At 41.4% G+C, this 19366-nt stretch carries 16 protein-coding genes; 2 read left to right on the plus strand and 14 right to left on the minus strand.

Annotated elements, in window-relative coordinates:
- Positions 1-4 precede the first annotated feature (4 nt).
- From ACIFSR_RS29985 to ACIFSR_RS30035, 11 genes are all read right to left on the minus strand, one after another.
- Positions 5-1339 carry a multi antimicrobial extrusion protein MatE gene (locus tag ACIFSR_RS29985; RefSeq protein WP_339208220.1) on the minus strand — a complete coding sequence of 445 codons (1335 nt, stop codon included), beginning with the start codon at positions 1337-1339 and terminating at the stop codon, positions 5-7.
- 332 nt (positions 1340-1671) lie between these two features.
- Complete coding sequence (locus tag ACIFSR_RS29990; RefSeq protein WP_430062248.1) at positions 1672-3087, minus strand: alpha-L-fucosidase; 1416 nt, start codon at positions 3085-3087, stop codon at positions 1672-1674.
- Positions 3088-3114: 27 nt separating this feature from the next.
- Entirely contained in the window at positions 3115-4824 is a 1710-nt protein-coding gene (locus ACIFSR_RS29995) for an ABC transporter substrate-binding protein (protein WP_339208206.1), read from the minus strand.
- A gap of 121 nt (positions 4825-4945) precedes the next feature.
- On the minus strand, positions 4946-5845 hold the full coding sequence (locus ACIFSR_RS30000; protein WP_339208205.1) for a carbohydrate ABC transporter permease: 900 nt from the start codon (positions 5843-5845) through the stop codon (positions 4946-4948).
- Positions 5846-5866: 21 nt separating this feature from the next.
- Positions 5867-6751, minus strand: coding sequence for an ABC transporter permease (locus tag ACIFSR_RS30005; RefSeq protein ID WP_076269619.1), 885 nt, complete (start codon positions 6749-6751; stop codon positions 5867-5869).
- Positions 6752-7068: 317 nt separating this feature from the next.
- Entirely contained in the window at positions 7069-9306 is a 2238-nt protein-coding gene (locus ACIFSR_RS30010) for a helix-turn-helix domain-containing protein (protein ID WP_430062251.1), read from the minus strand.
- Between the two features lie 1354 nt (positions 9307-10660).
- Positions 10661-11188: a hypothetical protein gene (locus tag ACIFSR_RS30015; protein ID WP_430062253.1), complete on the minus strand. Its 528-nt coding sequence runs from the start codon at positions 11186-11188 to the stop codon at positions 10661-10663.
- A complete protein-coding gene (locus tag ACIFSR_RS30020; RefSeq protein ID WP_430062256.1) occupies positions 11176-11382 on the minus strand; it encodes a hypothetical protein in 207 nt (68 codons plus the stop codon). Before ACIFSR_RS30020 ends, ACIFSR_RS30015 begins: the two co-directional genes overlap by 13 nt.
- Before the next feature lie 35 nt (positions 11383-11417).
- Positions 11418-13142, minus strand: a complete 1725-nt coding sequence (locus ACIFSR_RS30025; protein WP_430062259.1) for a hypothetical protein — start codon at positions 13140-13142, stop codon at positions 11418-11420.
- A 598-nt stretch (positions 13143-13740) separates the two neighbouring features.
- The gene (locus ACIFSR_RS30030; protein ID WP_430063179.1) at positions 13741-13920 is read right to left on the minus strand and encodes a YolD-like family protein; all 180 of its coding nucleotides are present in this window, start codon (positions 13918-13920) and stop codon (positions 13741-13743) included.
- Positions 13921-14158: 238 nt separating this feature from the next.
- Entirely contained in the window at positions 14159-14377 is a 219-nt protein-coding gene (locus ACIFSR_RS30035) for a hypothetical protein (RefSeq protein WP_430062262.1), read from the minus strand.
- Between ACIFSR_RS30035 and ACIFSR_RS30040 the strand changes: the two genes are divergently transcribed.
- Positions 14339-14695: a hypothetical protein gene (locus ACIFSR_RS30040; RefSeq protein WP_430063199.1), complete on the plus strand. Its 357-nt coding sequence runs from the start codon at positions 14339-14341 to the stop codon at positions 14693-14695. The genes ACIFSR_RS30035 and ACIFSR_RS30040 overlap by 39 nt on opposite strands.
- 335 nt (positions 14696-15030) lie before the next feature.
- Here the strand turns inward: ACIFSR_RS30040 and ACIFSR_RS30045 are convergent, their stop codons facing one another.
- Positions 15031-15753, minus strand: a complete 723-nt coding sequence (locus ACIFSR_RS30045; RefSeq protein WP_076269536.1) for a ThuA domain-containing protein — start codon at positions 15751-15753, stop codon at positions 15031-15033.
- A gap of 195 nt (positions 15754-15948) precedes the next feature.
- On the opposite strand from ACIFSR_RS30045, the gene ACIFSR_RS30050 reads away from it, so the two are divergent.
- A complete protein-coding gene (locus ACIFSR_RS30050; protein WP_339208202.1) occupies positions 15949-16887 on the plus strand; it encodes an AraC family transcriptional regulator in 939 nt (312 codons plus the stop codon).
- A 58-nt stretch (positions 16888-16945) separates the two neighbouring features.
- Here the strand turns inward: ACIFSR_RS30050 and glgD are convergent, their stop codons facing one another.
- A complete protein-coding gene (gene glgD, locus ACIFSR_RS30055; protein WP_339208201.1) occupies positions 16946-18058 on the minus strand; it encodes a glucose-1-phosphate adenylyltransferase subunit GlgD in 1113 nt (370 codons plus the stop codon).
- A gap of 11 nt (positions 18059-18069) precedes the next feature.
- Positions 18070-19218, minus strand: coding sequence for a glucose-1-phosphate adenylyltransferase (locus tag ACIFSR_RS30060; RefSeq protein WP_430062266.1), 1149 nt, complete (start codon positions 19216-19218; stop codon positions 18070-18072).
- Between the last annotated feature and the right edge of the window lie 148 nt (positions 19219-19366).

Raw genomic sequence — 19366 nt, forward strand, 5'->3', positions numbered from 1 at the left:
GAATCTATCCACGTTTACCCATTGGCACAGGATCATGCTGTTTAACAAATTTCAGCGCCAGCGCTACGAAGAGGAGCTCTGCCGTCATGCCGATCGATTGTGCCCATGCCCCTATTGTCCCGTTCCATTCTGGAGCGAGCCCAATGCCGATTAGAAGTGTGATGAAGGTAAAGCTGAGATTCGCAATTTGAGAACCAAAGATCAGCTTCGTTTGCCCTCTCACAAACACGAGTCCATTCATGACATCGAGCCAAGGCATAACGAGCGCGAACAACACAAAGGCTTGCAGCACTCGTATGCTCTCAGCCTGCAGCCGTCCATGAACGCCGATCACATGCTCTAGTAAAAATACACCTGCGGGTGTATATGCTATCAATCCCATTAATATAGCAGGAATAAAACCTAGCATTAAAATAAACTTTCGGACAGCTAAAGGATCGACACGATAAAAGTTAATCACAATTTGATGAAAATAACTGAAAAAGCTGCTGAGAAGCATAACTAGACTAGCCGCAATAGCAAACGATGAAATGGCTAGCTGCGCATCCCATGTTTTCCCCAGCATCGCATTAATCGCCGGTCCGATCCATACGGATATAAACGAGGATAACAGTAAGGGCCGGTAAAAAGAAAATACATGATGCTTGTTTTCAACAGGGTGATTGTCCAGCTTTTCGGGCATTTTTCGCACCAGTAAACGTCCTTCTGAATAGCTGACAGCTGCTTCGATCATCATGCCGAATAAGAAAATAATCGCTCCAACAACCCCACTGGTAACGCCTGTATGTATAAAATAAAGCGAAAGCGCATACATTCCTGCCAATCTAATCGCCATGCCAATGGTTAACCATTTCGTACGCAGATTATAAATAATGACACCATGGTAGAGACAGCGAATGCCAGAGAACAAGCTTACGAACATCAGTACCTTATACACACGAATAACATCATGGACATTGTCTTCACTTACCCCGAACACTCCCTTGAAAATAAGCGTTCCAACCGGGGTATAGCTGATTATAAAACCTAATAGCATAATGCAGGCAAACACAAGCTGTGCCACGGTAAGCGTCGATTTAAACGAGCGTTTGTCGCGAACGAGCGTGGAGCAGGTTTGCCGCAGCAGCACGGCTGGCCTCTCTGTAATAGCAAGCAAGCTCATCGCAATGGCATAGCTGGCAATGATGCTCTCAGGGTTAGCCGCTCGGCTTAAGGTACTGTTGATAATGACATGTGAAATCGTAACTAAGCTTGCCGAAATGCCTAACGGGAGAAAAAAAGACCAAAGCTTTTTCATACTTACGGCTCGCTTCTGTGGCTCTGATAATGATAGGTTCATAGCTGCTTCTCCTTGCCATATCGTAAAAAAGTGTAGGCGTCCTCCTCCCGGAAAATATACCGAGAAGCGGCCGCCGAACATATTTGAACTTTAACTTTCAAACGTCTCAAAAGCAGATTCCGTTATCGTCATCGAATTACACTTTTTAAGTATAACTGGTATTTCTTCCCGATTCACCTTCTTTTTTTGGTTGAAAGGATTCATTTGTTGTTTTCATATACGATAAATATATTTCTTTTAACCTTTTCCTCAAGAGAAAAGCATGTTGCTGAGTGCAACATGCTTAAGCTTAATATCTTGAACAACCTATTCCTATGCTATAGCAGACAACCTCAAGTTATTTTCCTCAACATCCGAAACACATGTGCTATTGGTGCAGGTCCCTTAACGGCAGCTTCAGGCAGCTGCACGGAAATCCCTTCATTATCCTGTGTCCAGTTCAGCTTTCCTTCCATTCCGAGCAGCTCAATCGACTCCAGCAAGCCTTCATAAGGAATAAAGACCGTCTCTGAAACTACTGTATCAGCTGATGGATAGTGGTTGGCACAATAAACATAATCTCCTTTTTGCGTGAACGCTTGACTGCCTGTATAGTAAGGCGCGCAAATGCGAGTACCATAAATCGCTTCGCCGTTCACCTTCAGCCAAGCGCCAAGCTCCTTCATGCGCTGGATAGCTCCTTCGGGAAGCCTGCCATCAGGCTGCGGAGCCACATTTAACGCGAGATTGCCGCCCTTAGCTACAACCTCAAGCAAAATCTTCACGATTTGGCGCGTCGGTTTATATTTATCTTCATATCGGAAAGAGAAGGACGTCCCCATCGTAATGCAGCTCTCCCAAGGGATGTTCATCGCCTCGGTGGGAATGGTCTGCTCAGGGGTAACATAGTTTTCATACGGTCCGCCTACTGTGCGATCTGCCGAGAGCAGCCATGGCTGCTGCTCCCTTGCTTTCTCCACAATCTCGCTAAGGCGAATGTCCTGGCCGCTCCGCAGCGGCTTTACCCAGCCGGCATCAAGCCATAGCACATCTATTCGGCCATACTGCGTCAATAACTCCGTAATCTGCTCGTGGGTAAACGCGACAAACTTGTTCCACAGCTCTGAATGCTCCTGCGGGTCGTAAGTAGGTCCACGCCGCGTATTGGTAAGGCTGCGTTCCATATCCGGAGCCCAGTAATAAGACGTATGCCAATCTGCTTTCGAGAAATAAGCCGCGATAGACAATCCTTTCGCGCGGAACGCATCAAATACATGGCGGCAAATATCGGCATATTTATGCGTATGAAACGGTGTCTGTTCATCAGTGATGCGATAATTCGTCGTTTTTGTGTCCCACATGCAATATCCGTCATGATGCTTCGTCGTAAAAATGAGGTATTTGAAACCTCCCTCCTCCGCTAGATCTGCCCATACGTCTGGCTGAAAGCGAATCGGATTAAACGTCTTATTTAAATCAAAATATTGCTGTTTGAATGCTTCGCCATCCTTCTCCCAGTCAATGCCTTCGCGCGACCAATCCTGATCCTCGTCGCTTAGCGCCCAAGACTCTACAACTCCTAGCTGGGAATAAGGTCCCCAGTGCATCATAAGTGCGAGCTTCTGATCCTTAAACCATTCCAGTCGCTCAAGCGTAACTGGATTATCAGGTCGTATCCAATCACGCTCGCTGCTAAAATTATGCACACCTTCATGCAGCTCTTGCTCTTCTGTTTCTTCTAGCACGTTATCGCTGGTTAGCTCGCTCATCGCTGCAATGCCTCCTCCAATCGGTTATTAAGAATTGCCTAATGCTTTTTGATAAATTTCAATGTATTTGCCAAGCTGCAAGCCGTCAAAACCTTTCACATAAGCATCCCATTCCTTGCTAATGTCTTTGGAGCCCGTAATAAACTGTGCCATATTGGATTTTGTATAATCAATAATCGTTGTTTTGAGCTGAGCAGCGATTTCCGCATCATCTTGCGCAATGAATACGCCGTTTGGATACATTTCTTTGGAATGGAATGACTCATATTTTTTCGATTCCGTATTCAAACGTGTCCCATATCCACCATCTGCTAGCGGGTCCTGAATAGCCATCCAAGAGGAACGGTATGCATAGGTACGAAGTGAAGGCCCAATTTGCTCCCAGCCATCGTTATGCGTTTGCTTGCTCTCCCGTTGAATATAAGCATACTTAGCCTGCTTGCCATCAATATCTAATTCGCCGTCCTCTGCCTTGCGCCAGCCTTGACCTTCAGGGCCATTCTCTTGCAGCACAATCGCTTCCTCCGTGTACAAATAATCGGCTAGTCTGATCGCAGCGATCTGTTGATCTGCGGTCGCCTTATTCGTAATTGCAAATTGCGATTTGCTAATGCCCGCGAAGTTAAGTGTCTGCTGTACGCCACTTGGTCCTTTCAGCGGAGGCAGCGTCACATAATCCTTGTGCCTAGGCTGTGTTTCCGACATATTATAGCCATAGCTTATAAGCGCGGTTGTTACAGCTCCCATAATGTTATCCGGCTCGCGGTTCGCCAGCTGTTGAATCGCATCCGCATTTTGCGTGAAGGCTGCCGGGTCAATCAACCCTTCCTTGTACAGCTTGTTCAAATATTCAAGCCCTTGCTTCCATTCATCCTTGTTAGCAACAAAGTCGACTTTGCTATCTTTAACTGATAAGAAGGTACCGGCATTTTTCTCGGTATAATCATCTACTATAAACGCATTCATCAAGAAAGCGGACACGTTGCCAGCCCACATTTCATCGGACCCTGTAAGCGGAAGCTCATCATTCTTTCCGTTTCCGTTCGGATCTTGTTCCTTAAATGCCTTCATGACCTGATAGAATTCCTCCGTTGTTGTAGGCAGCTGGAGTCCAAGCTTGTCAAGCCATGCCTTATTGATCCAAAGCTTCAAAGCATTGTCGCAGTGGTAGCATTCATTAATTTGCGGCAGCGCATAGATGTTTCCATCTGGAGCTGTAATAGACGACTTCATATATGGAATATCTGCTAGAGCTTTTTTTATATTAGGAGCGTACTTATCGATTAATTCATTTAAAGGAAGGAATACGCCTTGCTTCCCATACTTCATTTGCTCTTCTCTTGTCAGATTAGCTTGCAAAATGACTTCCGGATAATCACCGCTCGCGAGCATCAGCTGTTTGCGGTCCTCAAGCGCATTACTTGGGACGAGATCCCATGCAATCTTAATGTTCGTTTTTTCTTCCAAAAACTTCGTGTACGTATTCGTCTCCATGTTCTCGATCGTAGGAAGCTGAGGAGCAAACATCTTAAGCGTCATCTGCTTATTCACAATGGGATACGTACCTACAGCTGTAAAAAGATCCTCTTGCACAGCATTTGTTTCTTTTTGCCCTGTTTCCTCTGTTTTTCCATTGCCGGATTTCCCCGTATCCTTGCTGCAAGCAGCTAGAATAACAACACAGCTAAGTACGACACACATTAAGATTGCACTGGATTTTTTCCATCCTTTTCTCATAAAACCGACTCCTCCTTGTGATATCCTAGTCACTCCTAGCAGCATGCTGTAACGTTCGTAACTGAATGATTGCCTCGGCCCCAAAGGCAACCCATCCCCCCTCCAAAAGAATTCCTCTTACTCATCCCTTCAAGGAACCAATCATGACGCCTTTCACAAAATATTTCTGAACAAAAGGATAGATGATGAGTACAGGTCCGCTAGCAACAACAATCAATGAATATTTCAATAAATCCTTTAGTCCCTGCTGAGCAAGCATCTGATTCGCATTGGAAATCATCGACGCGTCCACCGTATTTAGAATTAGAATATTACGCAATACGATTTGCAAGGGAAACAATTCCTGGGATCGCAGAAAAATGAGTGCATCGAAATATGCATTCCAATGTCCTACTGCATACATCAGCATCATAACGGCCAAGATAGGCTTCGAGAGCGGCAGTACGATGCTGAAAATAAACCGAATGTCGCTGCAGCCATCGAGGTCCGCCGCCTCGGACAGCTCCTCAGGAATACTGGTCTGGAAGAAGGTTCGTGCTATGATGACTTGGAATACGGCAAGAGCTCCCGGCAAAATCATAGCCCATCTTGTATCCAGCAGATGCAATTGTTTGACAACCAAATAATACGGAATCAACCCGCCCTCAAACATCATCGTGATAACAAGAAGAACCATGTAAAAATTTCTTCCATAAAACGTTTTCCTCGCTAACGGATAAGCAAGCATGACCGTCAGAATAACATTAATGATCGTTCCGACTACCGTATAGAACAATGAATTCATAAATCCAGTGCCGATCTGCGGATTGTTGAATACCGCCTTGTAGCCATCGAGCGTGAAATGGACCGGGAACAGCCATACCTTGCCGGAGACGACAGCCTGCGGCGAACTAAAAGAAGAGCTTAAAATATAGAGAAGCGGCAGAAGCACCACTAATAGAACCACAGTCAGAAAAGCATAAATGAATGCCATGAATAAACGATCTCCGTTTGATTCTCGAATGGTAACGTTTTTTTTCATAAAGTCTCCCTTCTGCCTCAATTACCACAGACTATTATTTGAAATTTTTCTAGCGATATAGTTGACGACAATCAGCAATGTTAAATTAATAACGGAGTTGAAAACTCCGATCGCTGCTGAGAAGCTGAAGCTCGAACCCAGCAAGCCCACTTTATACACATAAGTAGAAATGACTTCTGAGGTCGCTAGGTTAAGCGGATTTTGCATCAAATAAATTTTCTCAAAACCTAGCTTCATCAGATTGCCTAAATTAAGAATAAGAAGAATGACAGATACCGGAATCAAACTAGGGATATCGACATTAATAATTTTTTGTATTCTCGATGCCCCATCAACCCTTGCCGCTTCATACAGCTCAGGATTGACGCCAGCTAATGCCGCAATATAGATAATGGCCCCGTAACCGGTATGCTGCCACACATCCGACCAGACATAGATGGATTTGAATAATGAAGGAATACCCATAAAGTTTGTGTTTTCCACGCCAAGCATTTGGAACAATTTGCTGACGATCCCCACGTTTGGGGTCAAGTTGACAATTAAGATCGATACCATAATGACCGTTGATATAAAGTAAGGTGCATAAGAAACCAGCTGTACACTTTTCTTGAATAGTCCATTGCGCACTTCATTAAGCGCAAGCGCAAGGATGATTGGGGCTGGAAAGCCGACTAACAAGCCATAGAAGCTAATGCCAAGCGTATTTTTCATATAGAGCCAAAAATTTGGAGATTCGAAAAACTGCTTGAAATATTTTAGCCCGATCCACTCGCTTCCAAAGATGCCCTTAATGACGTTGTAATCTTTGAACGCGATCACGATGCCCGCCATGGGGACATATTTGAATATGATGAGATAAGCAATCGGCAATAAAATGACGAAATACAATTGCCAGTGGCGAGCCATTTTGCGTAGAGGCCCATACCTTCTTGCTGGGTGTGCAAAGGCCTGCGGAACGGAATGCCATTCATGATTAAGTTTGGACAAGGGCTAGCCTCCTTTAACATTCTCATTTTTGGTTGCGCTTTCATGTGATCATTTTATAAGCTTCCCTCACCATGCAACAAGATACATTAATTGCTCGCTTAACCTTTTTCGCATCGCTGCTCCATAAGAAACGGCAGCACCTTATACTATCGGTGCTGCCGTCCCTATAGCATCCATTTTTCGATAAAAGAACTAACATAATTCTTGCGCTTAACGATTTTCAACTCCATGTATATTCAGCCATTTTGCTGCTTCAGCGTCTCTGAACGGTATTCGCCTGGCGAGCATCCAACCACTTTCTTGAACACTCTCGTAAACGAAATCGCACTTGTGTAACCAACCTCTTCTGCAATATCCTGAACCGTCCTCCGTGTCTCTTTCAATAGCCGCTTCGCTTCATTCAGCCGAATATCAATTAAGAAATCAATGAACTTCTGGCCTGTTGTTTCTTTGAACAGCTTGCTCACATATTTGGCATTCATATCATATTTCTCGCTTAAATATTCAAGCGACATATTCGGATTTACATATTCCTCTTCAATAACTCTCCGCATTTCCTGAATAATGCCGGCATGCTGACCGCTGTAACGCATATCTGCAAACGTATGCTCAAGCTCGGTCATTTTACCGATGATCGCCTCGTGCATATTTTCCAGAGAATGGCAGTTATCCAATTTCCCCGTTAGAACCGGCAGTGCTTCGCTTTCCCATACAAGATTAAATTCCTTGCCGAGACCTGACAGCTCGCGTCCCAAACTATAGAGCAAGTAATTAATAACATTCATAATCTCGTCCTTAGTGAGCAAGCCTTGCTTCATCTGGCTGAACAAATCGTCTAATTCTGCTCTCCAACTCGCTTCTGATTTGCGGAAGGCATAAACAGCAGATCTAATCATTCCAAGATAAGCGTATACTTCAACTTGGCCTTGACTCATCATATCCTCGCGTGTAATAAGGCGATTTTCGCCAAGCACCATTTTGTAATTAAGTGCTTCCAAAGCCTGTTGAAACGACTTTGCGATTTCAGAATGCTGCAAGGCTGGATCACCGATTCCTATACTAATCGTGAACTTCATATTTTGTTCAATCCAAGCCCGAATGCTGTCACAAAGCTGAACTAACATTGCAGCAGGAGCATTCCCGCTCTCAAATAAAATAACACTGAGACGAGAAGAGGCTGTCCATTCTGCCCAGCACGCGTATCCGAAGCGTGACGATTGCTCATAAGTAATGCTTCGCAGAGCGAATTTCAACAAATTTTGATCGTTTCGCGAATAACTGCTGCAAAACTCTCCGTACTTATCCAGTTCCATGACAATAAGCGTATGGCGATCCGCAGGCGCGGGAAGCTGCAGCCGCTGCGCTTCGCGCTGCCATTCCAGAGGCGTCAGCTCCGCTCCAGCTTCAATAAGCTGATGGAATAGATTACGTGTCCGTAAATGAAGATCTTCCTTATATTGCTGCTGATATTGCTTTGCCTGCTCCGTTAAATTATCAAGAGCGGATTCGATAAAGACAAACTCGTTAATCCTGCCAGATCCGGTGTTTTTACCACTTTCCGCCAGTGCTAATTTATATCCACTAAAGCGTGACACAATCTGCTCTACCGGCTTCGCATTTCGCCTTGATATATAAATCATCCATACGAGACCTGCAAAGATCATCAGGAGCCCGATCACAAACCATACATTATAGAGCAACGATACCGTTTGAATAAACGTACCTTGCACAAAACCGCTTATATAAGACCAATTCGAATAACTCGATTTATAATTTGCATAAACGCGCATAGAATCTACAGGTTCTGCCTCATTAAGCAATTCATTGCCCGCTCCGTCTTTGATGCGAATGAGGCTGACTTCCGAATTGTAAAGTTCATGAACTAAACGCTCCAAAGAATCCGTTGCGACATTCACAACGATCATACCTTTTTCACCCGTCATGAATGGAGCACCTCTCACGAGGCTGACAACATCTTTGCTCTCCAATAACGTAAATTGCTTAAATGACCGCTTATCCGTCCATTTCTGAGAGATCGTATTGCGATATTGCTCAATAAAAGCTTTGTCTGGATAGGTGTCGATATGTCCGCCCGTCGCATTACTTAGCACAACCTGATCTTCATAGCGAACCAGATAGACAGAATCAATGAGTGGATAATAAGAAATCATATCGTTCATTTTCATGACGGCGCTAATGTTAATATAAGGGTCACCATTCTCGTTGCTGTTGAAAAAATCGATAAGTGACTTGTTGTTAATCGATTCCTTCATCACCATGTTATCTATCGCTCGCAAGGACGTGTCGATTAACCTCATCGCTTGCAAAGACAACATACTGTTAGCATTAATAGCTTCTTTCCGACCCTGCTCACTAATTAATTGAAAAAACACAAAAAAAGTGAAGGTAACTACGATAATAAATATCGGCATATAGGAAAGAAGCAGCCGATTAAACCACGATTTGCTCATCATTAGCCCTCACCCTTTTCTCTTATGATTAGCGCCGTTTTCTTGTTTATGAACAGCCGCCCTTTACCTAGTTTCAAAGCCATGTAACGAACACATTAACTTTCTCTGCAAAAGCACACTGTAATTATTTCCCGGGTGATGTAAACCAAAGAAACCCCGATACCGTTTCCGTATCGAGGCATGGCAGCCTCTTCAGGAGCAATGCCCTCTTCTCATGTGCAAGCCGTGCGAGTTTGGTTTTATTTATCTTAGGCGGTTGCGCTGGTAAGATCAATAAACCGTTTTCAACTTCCTGCATTATTTTCGCCAAAACTGCCGCTTGCCAACACCATTAACGCTGCTTTCTTTACAATCGGTCATAGGATTAAAAAGCACCATATCCCAAAGCACGCAGCCGGCTTTAGATATAGTGCACGCTTATTGTATTGTTCGTGCGACAAGGATTTCATCTATGCAATCGGGCAGGCAAGTCCGACCGATTACTCCATTTAGTATGGTGGATTATACCCCATTTGCCAATGCTCTATTTTGACTAAATGTTGCGGTTCTGTCGGATGACAAGAATCTCTACCGATAAATGACAAGAATATGTACCGATAAATGTTATTGAACAACTGTTGTCCTCTCTTATAATAAATATTACAAAGAGATTGATCTTCAACAATGAAGATCAATCTCTTTTCGTTTTAAACTCTTTTTGACTTTTTCTTGCATAAATCAGTGACATCTCAGTCGAATCATCTCGAAGGAGTTCAATCGACTATAATACGTTTAGCAGATAGAGACTAAACAGTTTCCCATAGTTCCATCTTTGTTATTTATATAATCTGTTCCGTTCTCACAATTACTTTTTCTTTCCCATTCTACTTCGTATTCATTATTAATGTGTTTTATCGAGGAATACATTCTTGGCCTTATTCGGCAATCGGTACATGTTCTTGACAACGCACATTGCCAAGAATATGTACCGATAAGACAAAAAAACCGCGATTTATGCGGTAATTAATCGGCTCATATTCTTGTCATCCGACTTTGGTGTCAGCGATTCATCAGGAACCAATTCCCTGTTTTGCTGACGTCATTCTAAAACTATTAGTTCATTTTATCCTTACTATTAAGTAAAATATAAATAGCTCTAAGATAACCAACTGTGCAAATGAATCCAATTGTAACGACCACTGTTAGAATTTCCATACAGATCCCTCCATTGTTTATTATTTCAATTTATTTGCATGTATCGCATCAAAATGCGGAAATTATATGAATATATAAAAGAGATAATACTGTCCGTATATCATTTTTATAACATACGAACAGTCAAGAGAATGTAACAACACTTTACACTTAATAATTTTTCTTAAAAATTGATAATTGATTGAGGTTTATAAATAGCACCATTAACATAAACATCAACTTGATCTTTTACTTCTACAGAAAAAATTGCCCCCGCTGTCAACCAACTTGTTTTGGCTTCGATATACGGCCGATCTACAATAAAATTATACGAATTAGTGACTTCAGCTGAAGTCCAGGTTCCTGTTGTCCCTGTGTGGACAAAAAATGGGGGCCATCCTACAGTGACTAAAACCCCATCAAATGTTGTAGTTTGATGAAAGATCATTTTATTCGGTGTACACTGTGGGGTACACCCTAACCACTTTCCGGTCTGTGAACCAGCTTCAACAGATCTATGTTCTACTGAAAATGGAAAACCTACTGTCGACCACACACATGAATCTGCTTTAGTAGTACTAATAGCATTATTATTACTACCATAACCCGTAACAGTCTTTTCACCTGCACAATATGTGGCTGCTCGAAGTTGTGCATTATTAGGATTAATGACAGCCTTTTCACTTTCAATAAATGTTGTCAAGGCTTCCATCGCATCTTCCTTGTTACTTTCTCCCCCTCGACGTAGTACCCTTTTAAACCATTATTCACAGTTTCAACGACCTGGTAATCCGCTAGCTTGCCTTTAACTGTTACCGATTTCACACCATTATCTGCGTATACTTGACTTGAAAATACAGAAATCAGTAAAATCGATAACAACAATACAGTTAACCTTTTTTTCATTTGAACCTCTCCTCTTATATGTAAAAGTGTTGTTACTAAATATAGTTAATTCCATACTTCATAGCTATATAAGTTGCTAGATAACTTACCTGACTATTGGGGTCAGATCCAGCCTTTATGAATGTGTTATATAATGTTGCTTTCTTAACTTTTTCGCGAATAGCTTCATAATCAAAAAAGATCTTATTTTCTTCCAGCAGCTCAGCAATCATAAAAAGAATTTCGATGTTATACGACTTATTAAATACCTCTTCCGAGGATTCAACCGTTGTCTTTAAATACTCAATCGATTCCTTAACGCTAGTATCAAGATTGACATGTTCATTTAGCAGCAATGTATAATAATGCTTCATAACAATGGTTTCTCTAGTGTCTTTACTACTTATCTCAAGGTTATTGTTTGTATTGAGAGATGTGATTATCATATCTATTTTTTCATTCGGTAGTCTATGATTCAACAAATCAAATGCCTTGAGAATAAATACAATTCCAGAGTAATCACTCATTAAGACAAACTTGTCTAGATCAATATACAGTGAATCCAGCATACTATCTATTCCTGTAATTATTTGGCCACCCAGAGCTAGATAATAATATTTTTCGATAGCACTCAGTTTGCTAAAATCAATCTCTTGCAGAAAGGTGGAGTAGTTTTGTCGCTGATTTGAGGTTAAACTTATTATTTTGTCAGTATAATAGGTCGTAAACAGCAAGGAAGGCTTTTTATTATAAAACAAATACAAATGACCTAGCTTATAATTGTTGATATTTTTTTCTATCAGTTCACTGTTCTTTATTTCAATATTTTCATAATTGTAAAATTTGATTGCGATATATGTAGGTAGGATATTTTCCGCACTATTTGGATCAATACTAAACCACCCAGTATCCTTTGATTGCAAAGCATCTACTTTTACTTTCAAAGGATAAAGAGAGAGGCCGGAACCTGGGTAAAGTTCTATCAGCTCAATCACAGGGTCTAAAAACAGCATATTAAAATCATTTTGATCCACTAACTCTTGAACAATAAATGTTATTTTTTCTTCAATTTCATTTTGATACTGTGAGATGTCAATATTTCGCAAATTACACATTTTAATAATTAGCATCAAATCACTAGCAGTACTTAAATCGAAAACTCTAATATTACTGAGACTAGCAACTAACCACTCCTCGGAAGCTGGATCATCAAGATTTTCACCTAGTAGTGAAAGAATATAAGTGGCCATATACGACGAATAAGTTAATATCTTATCATCATTAGCTGGATTTCCTGACTTATCGATCTTTGATAGAGAATAATATCCACTATCTTCAATTTTAGGTTTTTCAATACTTCCGATGATTTCATCTTTAATTTCAGGAGTCAAAAGTACTTCCTTATAAAACATCGAAGTGAAATAGTATAGTGGACTTAACTCATCCGCTTGACCCTCACGAAACAGAATTCTCTTAGAATCATCTGTAATATACTTAAAGATAGATTTGGAATCCTCTGTTGTTAGAGTTTTTTTGAGTTCCTCTTTCATCAACATTAAATAATATAAATAATATACATCGTAAGGCGTACTCAATTCCTGAGTCAGTGCAGGATATCCACCATCTTTATTTTGCGAGTTATGTAGAAAGTTTATGGTGTAATCTTTAGGCATGGTCTCGGTATAAGTATCAATATTTGGACTATGCGAACAAGACCACATAAATGCTATGATTAAAGGAAAACATATACATCTTAACAATACAACCTTGTATCTTCTCATTTTTCTCCTCCAAAAACCTTTAAAAATTTTCCTCATTAACTCTTTTTTAGAAATAATTGGAGCGCTTGTTGATATAAATAGATTACTTATTTGTAATTTAAGAATACCATATAATTACATAATATGTATCTTTTTTTGAAAATTTCCTTTTTTCATTTATTTTAATCCGTTCAGCTGGTCTGTCTCATATTGAGAATCCGACTGCAAATCTCTTAATTTCTCTATAAGAGCGCCTGTAATCCCAAAATGGGATTGGTATTCTTCTTTATCTAGCCGTTAAAGGCCGATTCATTCTAAAAATGTTTGAATGATTTCTTTATGACCTCGTAAAATGTAGTGTAAGGCCGGACTGCCATCATGTAAGATTTGTATTACAGGCCATAGCGAAAAGGAGGCCTACATTATAGTAGGCCTCTCATCAAATTGAGGCGTTGTCGAGCCTTACAAACCCCATTTAACATAATCTATTAATATCTATCTTATAGTAGAACCAAAGTCATCCTCGAATCAGGATATTAGTACTAGATTGAAGCGGAAGATTAACAAATTCGTTTCCTGCTAGTGTTTCAATCTTGAGGATTTGAGTATGTAGATCAACTTATCGGATTCGACCTGACACTAAATTATTACGATTGTTGCGATGAAATGTTATAGTAATAAAATAATGATATTCAATTGCTATCGAGATGGTTTCTTGTAATGAATCAAGCATTTGTTCATCTAATTCCGGCATTTGAACATCGTCTTCAGCATTATATAATTGGGCATTTCTTTTTATGTTGAGGGATAAGAAATAGTGCCTATTTTCCCACTTCGGTTAATTGTTGTTCCTCCATCTGTCAGACTGCGAGCCCATACAACTGATGCGGTACCATACTTCCTACGGATCTCATCTATCGCTGATGTTAGTTGTCGCTCTTTCGTGTCGTCTTCAAACAGATCGAGCTGTGCTACATCATCAGGCGATAAATTAGTAGCCCTACATGAATGTTTCGAACAGGTCGTTTAATATCGTTCTAATAAAATAGTTCCTTACATACTACAAATATCTTTTTAGTAAAATTTGTTGGTGTTACAACTGTGTGGGATTTACTAAATCCCCCTCCTCCCACGTCATCTGAATAACCAATGGATAGAGTAATGGTCCGGCCATTCATTTTGACTTCACGTACGCGAATTGCAAGTGAAAGGGCCAAATGTCCATCAGCAAACGTGGCCGACCAAGACTTCGACATGCCCTGTTCATTGCAACTATAGCCCTCATTATGAACGATGAAACGATTAAACGGCAGCACGAAGTGAATATAAAGACGAAAAGCATGAAGCCAATGCGCTCAGTGATGAAGCTTTGTGGCAAGCTGGCTCGCATTCTGGTTGCCATAGCTCGCAGGGGTGAAGCTTACGAACCGAATCGAAATCTTCCTATGAAACAAATTGCTTACTGGCTTTACGCTCCGCACAAAAACTGGCTTATTCGCAGGATTTCAAGATTGCACGGAGTACCGGATTGCATTAAACAAACGGTGTCCAAAGAAAATAAAGTATTAGACTGAAAAATAAAGTTCTAGATTCGGTTAATTCGAGTAGTTTTTTCCGCGCTGTAAAGCGCTTATACAGAACTTGTCACACTTACCCTTTAGAAGAATGCCTAGCAGAACAAAGGTCCTTATCGGCAATCGGTATACATTCTTGGACTTATTCGGCATTCGGTACATATTCTTGACATTGTACATTGCCAAGAATATGTACCGATAAAACAAAAAAACCGCGATTTACGCGGTAATTAATCGGCTCATATTCTTGTCATCCGACAGGTTCAAAATAGTGCTCAAAACAAAATAACGCTTGGGATTAAACTCCCAAGCGTTACATTACTTTTTTTATAACTTTATTTTACTGAAATTTTTTCAAGTGGCTGTGCATTTCCATAAACCGGGCGATTGCGGTCTACCGGCTGTGCCCATTTCACGGCATTCGTAATGACGCGTTGAATGTCTTTGTTATGGTACGTCGGATAGGTTTCATGTCCCGGTCTAAAGTAAAATACTTTGCCGTTTCCACGTGTAAACGTACAGCCGCTGCGGAACACTTCTCCACCTTCAAACCAGCTTGTAAAAATAAGCTCGTCTGGAGCAGGAATATCAAAATGCTCGCCGTACATTTCTTCTTTTTCCAGCTCGATATACTCCCCAAGGCCTGCAGCAATCGGATGGCTTGGCGCTACAACCCAAAGGCGTTCCTTCTCATCCGCTTCACGCCATTTCAAGTCACAGCTTGTACCCATCAATGCTTTAAAGATTTTGGAGAAATGACCGGAGTGAAGAACAATCAAGCCCATTCCGTCCAGCACGCGCTGTTGTACTTTTTGAACGATTTCGTCCTTTACGTCTCCATGCGCAAGATGTCCCCACCATATGAGTACATCTGTATTGTTTAATACCTCATCCGTTAATCCATGCTCTGGCTCATCTAGTGTAGCCGTTCCCGCATCGTAGCCAGCTTCAGTTAGAAAAGCTGCAATTGCACCGTGAATACCTTGAGGATAAATTCCAGCAACAACCGGATTTAATTGCTCATGACGATTTTCATTCCATACCGTTACCTTTGCCATTATATGAACACTCCTTATTCATTCAGTTAATCTTAGTATAAAAAATTTGCCCCATTAAGGTAATACTTAAACATGCTGATTTTATATTCAAAAGTGTCTTCCTTTTTCAAATGAGCTGAAAATACAGCTAATAATGACGCGTTTATTGATTCAACATTTCCAAAAGTGGTATACTTCAAAATGGAGGTCATGCATATGCCTATAATAAAAACCGCCATTGATACGCATTCCGAAGCGATCAACGAAGAAGTCATTTATCAAAATCCGCTATTGTTTCTTAAAATTTGGGAGATTTACTCCGAAGCTGACTATTTCAGCACGCTTGAGAAACATCCATGGCACTATCATAAAGAAGTAGAATTCCTCGCTATTATTGAAGGCCACTTAGGTGTGCAAAGCAAGCACGGCTATGCCGTCCTCGGACCAGGCGATGTTATGGTGCTAGGCGCCTCTCAGCCGCATCGCTCCCACAAGCCACTTTCGGAAGTACAGCACTATGTTGTATTTCAGATAGATTTGGGCAAACATTTTGACCAGAGTACGATGCCTTATTTGAATTGCTTCTCCGAGCTGACAGAGCCGCTCGATAAGCTTAATTATATTTTTGACATGAACGAAATAGCCAAGCAAGAAACCCATGCATTCATTTTGGAAATATTCAAAGAGTCGCAAACGAGGATGAGAGGCTACGAGATTGCTATCACCTCGATTATAAAACGATTGCTGCTTCTGCTGCTTAGAAGCGACAGCCGAAACCTGCTGAACGATACAGAGGAAATTGAACTAAATCGTTTACGACCCGTTCTCGATTATGTGGACACCCATTTAAGCAGTAAGCTGTCCGTAGAGGATGCTAGTTCTTTGCTTAATTTGAGCTACCACTATTTCATTAAATATTTCAAAAAAACGATGGGCGTCTCTTTCGTTGAATACGTCAACTATAAACGAATTAAACGATCCGAGCTGCTGCTGCTGACAAGTGAGCTAAGCATCATGGATGTCAGCTACGAGGTCGGCATTACGAACATGGCCCAGTTCTATAAGCTCTTTAAACGGCAAAATCAGTGCTCACCACGAGAATACAAGCTGCGCATGCGCAGCGAATCCAGAGTTGCGATGGAAGGCATGCAGTAAATTAAAATACAAAACGACCGCTCTCCCGTAAAAAAACGAGAAGCGGTCGCTGTATGTTTTATATTATGCTTTTCTTTGAGAAAACGGTAGGTGACATTTCCTCTCCTGCCAGCTTATTTCCCCGCGTGACATGTACCTCTTTATCGAGAATAACGTGATCAAGGCTAGAATCCTCATCAATCACACATTTCTGCATCACGATACTGTTTCGAACAACGGCCCCTTTACCGATCCGAACGCCTCGAAATAAGATACTGTTTTCCACAGTTCCCTCAATAATACAACCGTTAGCCACCTGTGAATTTTTAACGATGGCACTACTCGCGTATCTTGCAGGCGGTTCATCCTTGATTTTGGTGTAAATAACACCCGGCTCGTAAAATAGAGATTTCCATACCTCAGGATTCAACAGCTCTTTACTGTGCTTAAAATAATTTTGAACGGAATTAATGACGGCCAAGTATCCTTTATATTCGTAGCCATACACTTTTAACTCGTTCAGATTCCGAATAATGACATGCCGGACAAGGTCATAGTAGTTTTGATTTACGCTTTTTTTGACCAGATTAATAAGCAGCTCTTTCTTAATGATGATCATCCGCATATAGGCTTTGTTGCTTTCCTTGTTCTGGCGATTTTCTGTCATACGTACGACTCGCCCATCCCGAGCCAAGTCCAGCGTAATGAGGTTAGAGAAATCGTCACGATCAACGTCCATTTCCTTGTAGATGACAGTAATATCTGCATTTGTGCGCTTATGATTCTCTACAGCTTCCGTATAGTTGATATTGCAAATCATATGACTGCTTGAAACGATGACGTACTCCTCCGTGCTGCGGGCAAAATATTCGAGAGAACCGTAAAAATTTTGCAAATCGCCGTTAAAGCCGGGAACATTGCTATTGTTAGGGGGCAAAATAAACAATCCTCGGTATTTCCGATCCAAATCCCACTCTTTCCCTGAACCCAAATGGTCAATGATGGAACGGTAATTGTTATGAGCGAGTACTGCCACATTGTTAATTCCGGAATTCACCATATTCGATAATACAAAATCAATCAATCGATATCTGCCGCCGAAAGGTACCGTCGCAGTCGCTCTGGAGTAGGTCAGTTCATGCAGGAGCGGCTGGTTAATGCTGAGATTGATGACGCCTAGAACATTATTCATCGCATTCACTCCTATATCAATTGAGAAGAAATGACCATGTTTTCACCGATTAGAGTAATTTCAGCCGCATCACCCGCGCTGCCTACAATCGCGCCATCTTGAATGACAGTGCCTGAGCCGATGATTGCTTTATGAATCGTGACATTGTTCCCGATCTTTGCGTCCGGCATAATAACCGAGTCTTTGATAAGGCTGCCTTCACCAACATGAACACCGTAAAAGAGCACGGAATGATCCACTTCCCCAAAAACCATACATCCTTCGTTCACTAAGGAGCCTGTCACTTTGCCGGTAGATGCGATATGATGAGGAGGCTTGTTAGGGTTTTTAGCATAAATTCGCCACTTCGCGTCATGAAGCGTAAACGGCGGATTTTCAAGAAGAAGGTCCATATGTGCTTCCCACAGGCTTTCAACGGTTCCAACATCCTTCCAATAGCCGCTAAAACGATAGGCAAAAATAGAGTGGCTGCTGTAGAGCATCGATGGAATAATGTCTTTGCCAAAGTCATTGCTTGATCCAGGGTCCTGCGCATCTGCAATTAATTTCTTTTTTAATACATCCCAAGTAAAAATATATATGCCCATAGAGGCGAGATTATTTTTGGGCAGCTTCGGTTTTTCCTCAAATTCAATAATTCGGTCTTCATGATCCACATCCATAATACCGAATCGGCTTGCTTCATGTAATGGGACTTCAATTACGGCGATCGTAGCATCCGCTTTCCTTGCCTTGTGCTGCTCGAGCATGAGGGAGTAATCCATTTTGTATACGTGATCACCGGAAATAACTAAAACATATTCAGGATCATATTGTTCGAGATAATGAATATTTTGATAGATCGCATGCGCCGTCCCTTTATACCAGCTGCCGCCTCGTTGCTCCATAAATGGAGGAAGCACGGTAACTCCGCCATTTTTCCGATCCAAATCCCATGAGCTGCCTATTCCTATGTAAGAGTTCAGTACCATCGGTTGATACTGAGTCAGTACCCCAACCGTATGAATACCTGAGTTGCTGCAATTGCTTAACGTGAAATCGATGATCCGATATTTGCCGCCGAAAGGCACAGCTGGCTTTGCTAGCTTAGACGTGAGATGGCTTAATCTTTTTCCTTCACCGCCTGCAAGCAGCATCGCTACACATTCTTTTTTTTGCATTCGGCTCACTCCCCATCGTAAAAAAATTAGATACTCCAAAATGTTGTTTGAATTTTCTGATAATTATATACACACCTCCTCCTTACTATATGTATTCACAAATTTATTTAAAATGTAAGCGTATACAATGTTGTAAAAATTATATTAC

This window comes from Paenibacillus sp. NRS-1760 (genome assembly GCF_050467785.1).
Classification (GTDB): Bacteria; Bacillota; Bacilli; order Paenibacillales; family Paenibacillaceae; genus Pristimantibacillus.

Bases quoted from the DNA above. Each gene is read 5' to 3' on its own strand.
- ACIFSR_RS29990 (WP_430062248.1), bottom strand. From the start codon at position 3,087: ATGAGCGAGCTAACCAGCGATAACGTGCTAGAAGAAACAGAAGAGCAA.
- ACIFSR_RS30060 (WP_430062266.1), bottom strand. From the start codon at position 19,218: ATGCAAAAAAAAGAATGTGTAGCGATGCTGCTTGCAGGCGGTGAAGGA.
- ACIFSR_RS30050 (WP_339208202.1), top strand. From the start codon at position 15,949: ATGCCTATAATAAAAACCGCCATTGATACGCATTCCGAAGCGATCAAC.
- ACIFSR_RS30005 (WP_076269619.1), bottom strand. From the start codon at position 6,751: ATGGCTCGCCACTGGCAATTGTATTTCGTCATTTTATTGCCGATTGCT.
- ACIFSR_RS30040 (WP_430063199.1), top strand. From the start codon at position 14,339: ATGTCCATCAGCAAACGTGGCCGACCAAGACTTCGACATGCCCTGTTC.
- ACIFSR_RS29985 (WP_339208220.1), bottom strand. From the start codon at position 1,339: ATGAACCTATCATTATCAGAGCCACAGAAGCGAGCCGTAAGTATGAAA.
- ACIFSR_RS29995 (WP_339208206.1), bottom strand. From the start codon at position 4,824: ATGAGAAAAGGATGGAAAAAATCCAGTGCAATCTTAATGTGTGTCGTA.
- ACIFSR_RS30015 (WP_430062253.1), bottom strand. From the start codon at position 11,188: ATGGAAGCCTTGACAACATTTATTGAAAGTGAAAAGGCTGTCATTAAT.
- ACIFSR_RS30025 (WP_430062259.1), bottom strand. From the start codon at position 13,142: ATGAGAAGATACAAGGTTGTATTGTTAAGATGTATATGTTTTCCTTTA.
- ACIFSR_RS30020 (WP_430062256.1), bottom strand. From the start codon at position 11,382: ATGAAAAAAAGGTTAACTGTATTGTTGTTATCGATTTTACTGATTTCT.
- ACIFSR_RS30000 (WP_339208205.1), bottom strand. From the start codon at position 5,845: ATGAAAAAAAACGTTACCATTCGAGAATCAAACGGAGATCGTTTATTC.
- glgD (WP_339208201.1), bottom strand. From the start codon at position 18,058: ATGAATAATGTTCTAGGCGTCATCAATCTCAGCATTAACCAGCCGCTC.
- ACIFSR_RS30010 (WP_430062251.1), bottom strand. From the start codon at position 9,306: ATGATGAGCAAATCGTGGTTTAATCGGCTGCTTCTTTCCTATATGCCG.
- ACIFSR_RS30045 (WP_076269536.1), bottom strand. From the start codon at position 15,753: ATGGCAAAGGTAACGGTATGGAATGAAAATCGTCATGAGCAATTAAAT.
- ACIFSR_RS30035 (WP_430062262.1), bottom strand. From the start codon at position 14,377: ATGTCGAAGTCTTGGTCGGCCACGTTTGCTGATGGACATTTGGCCCTT.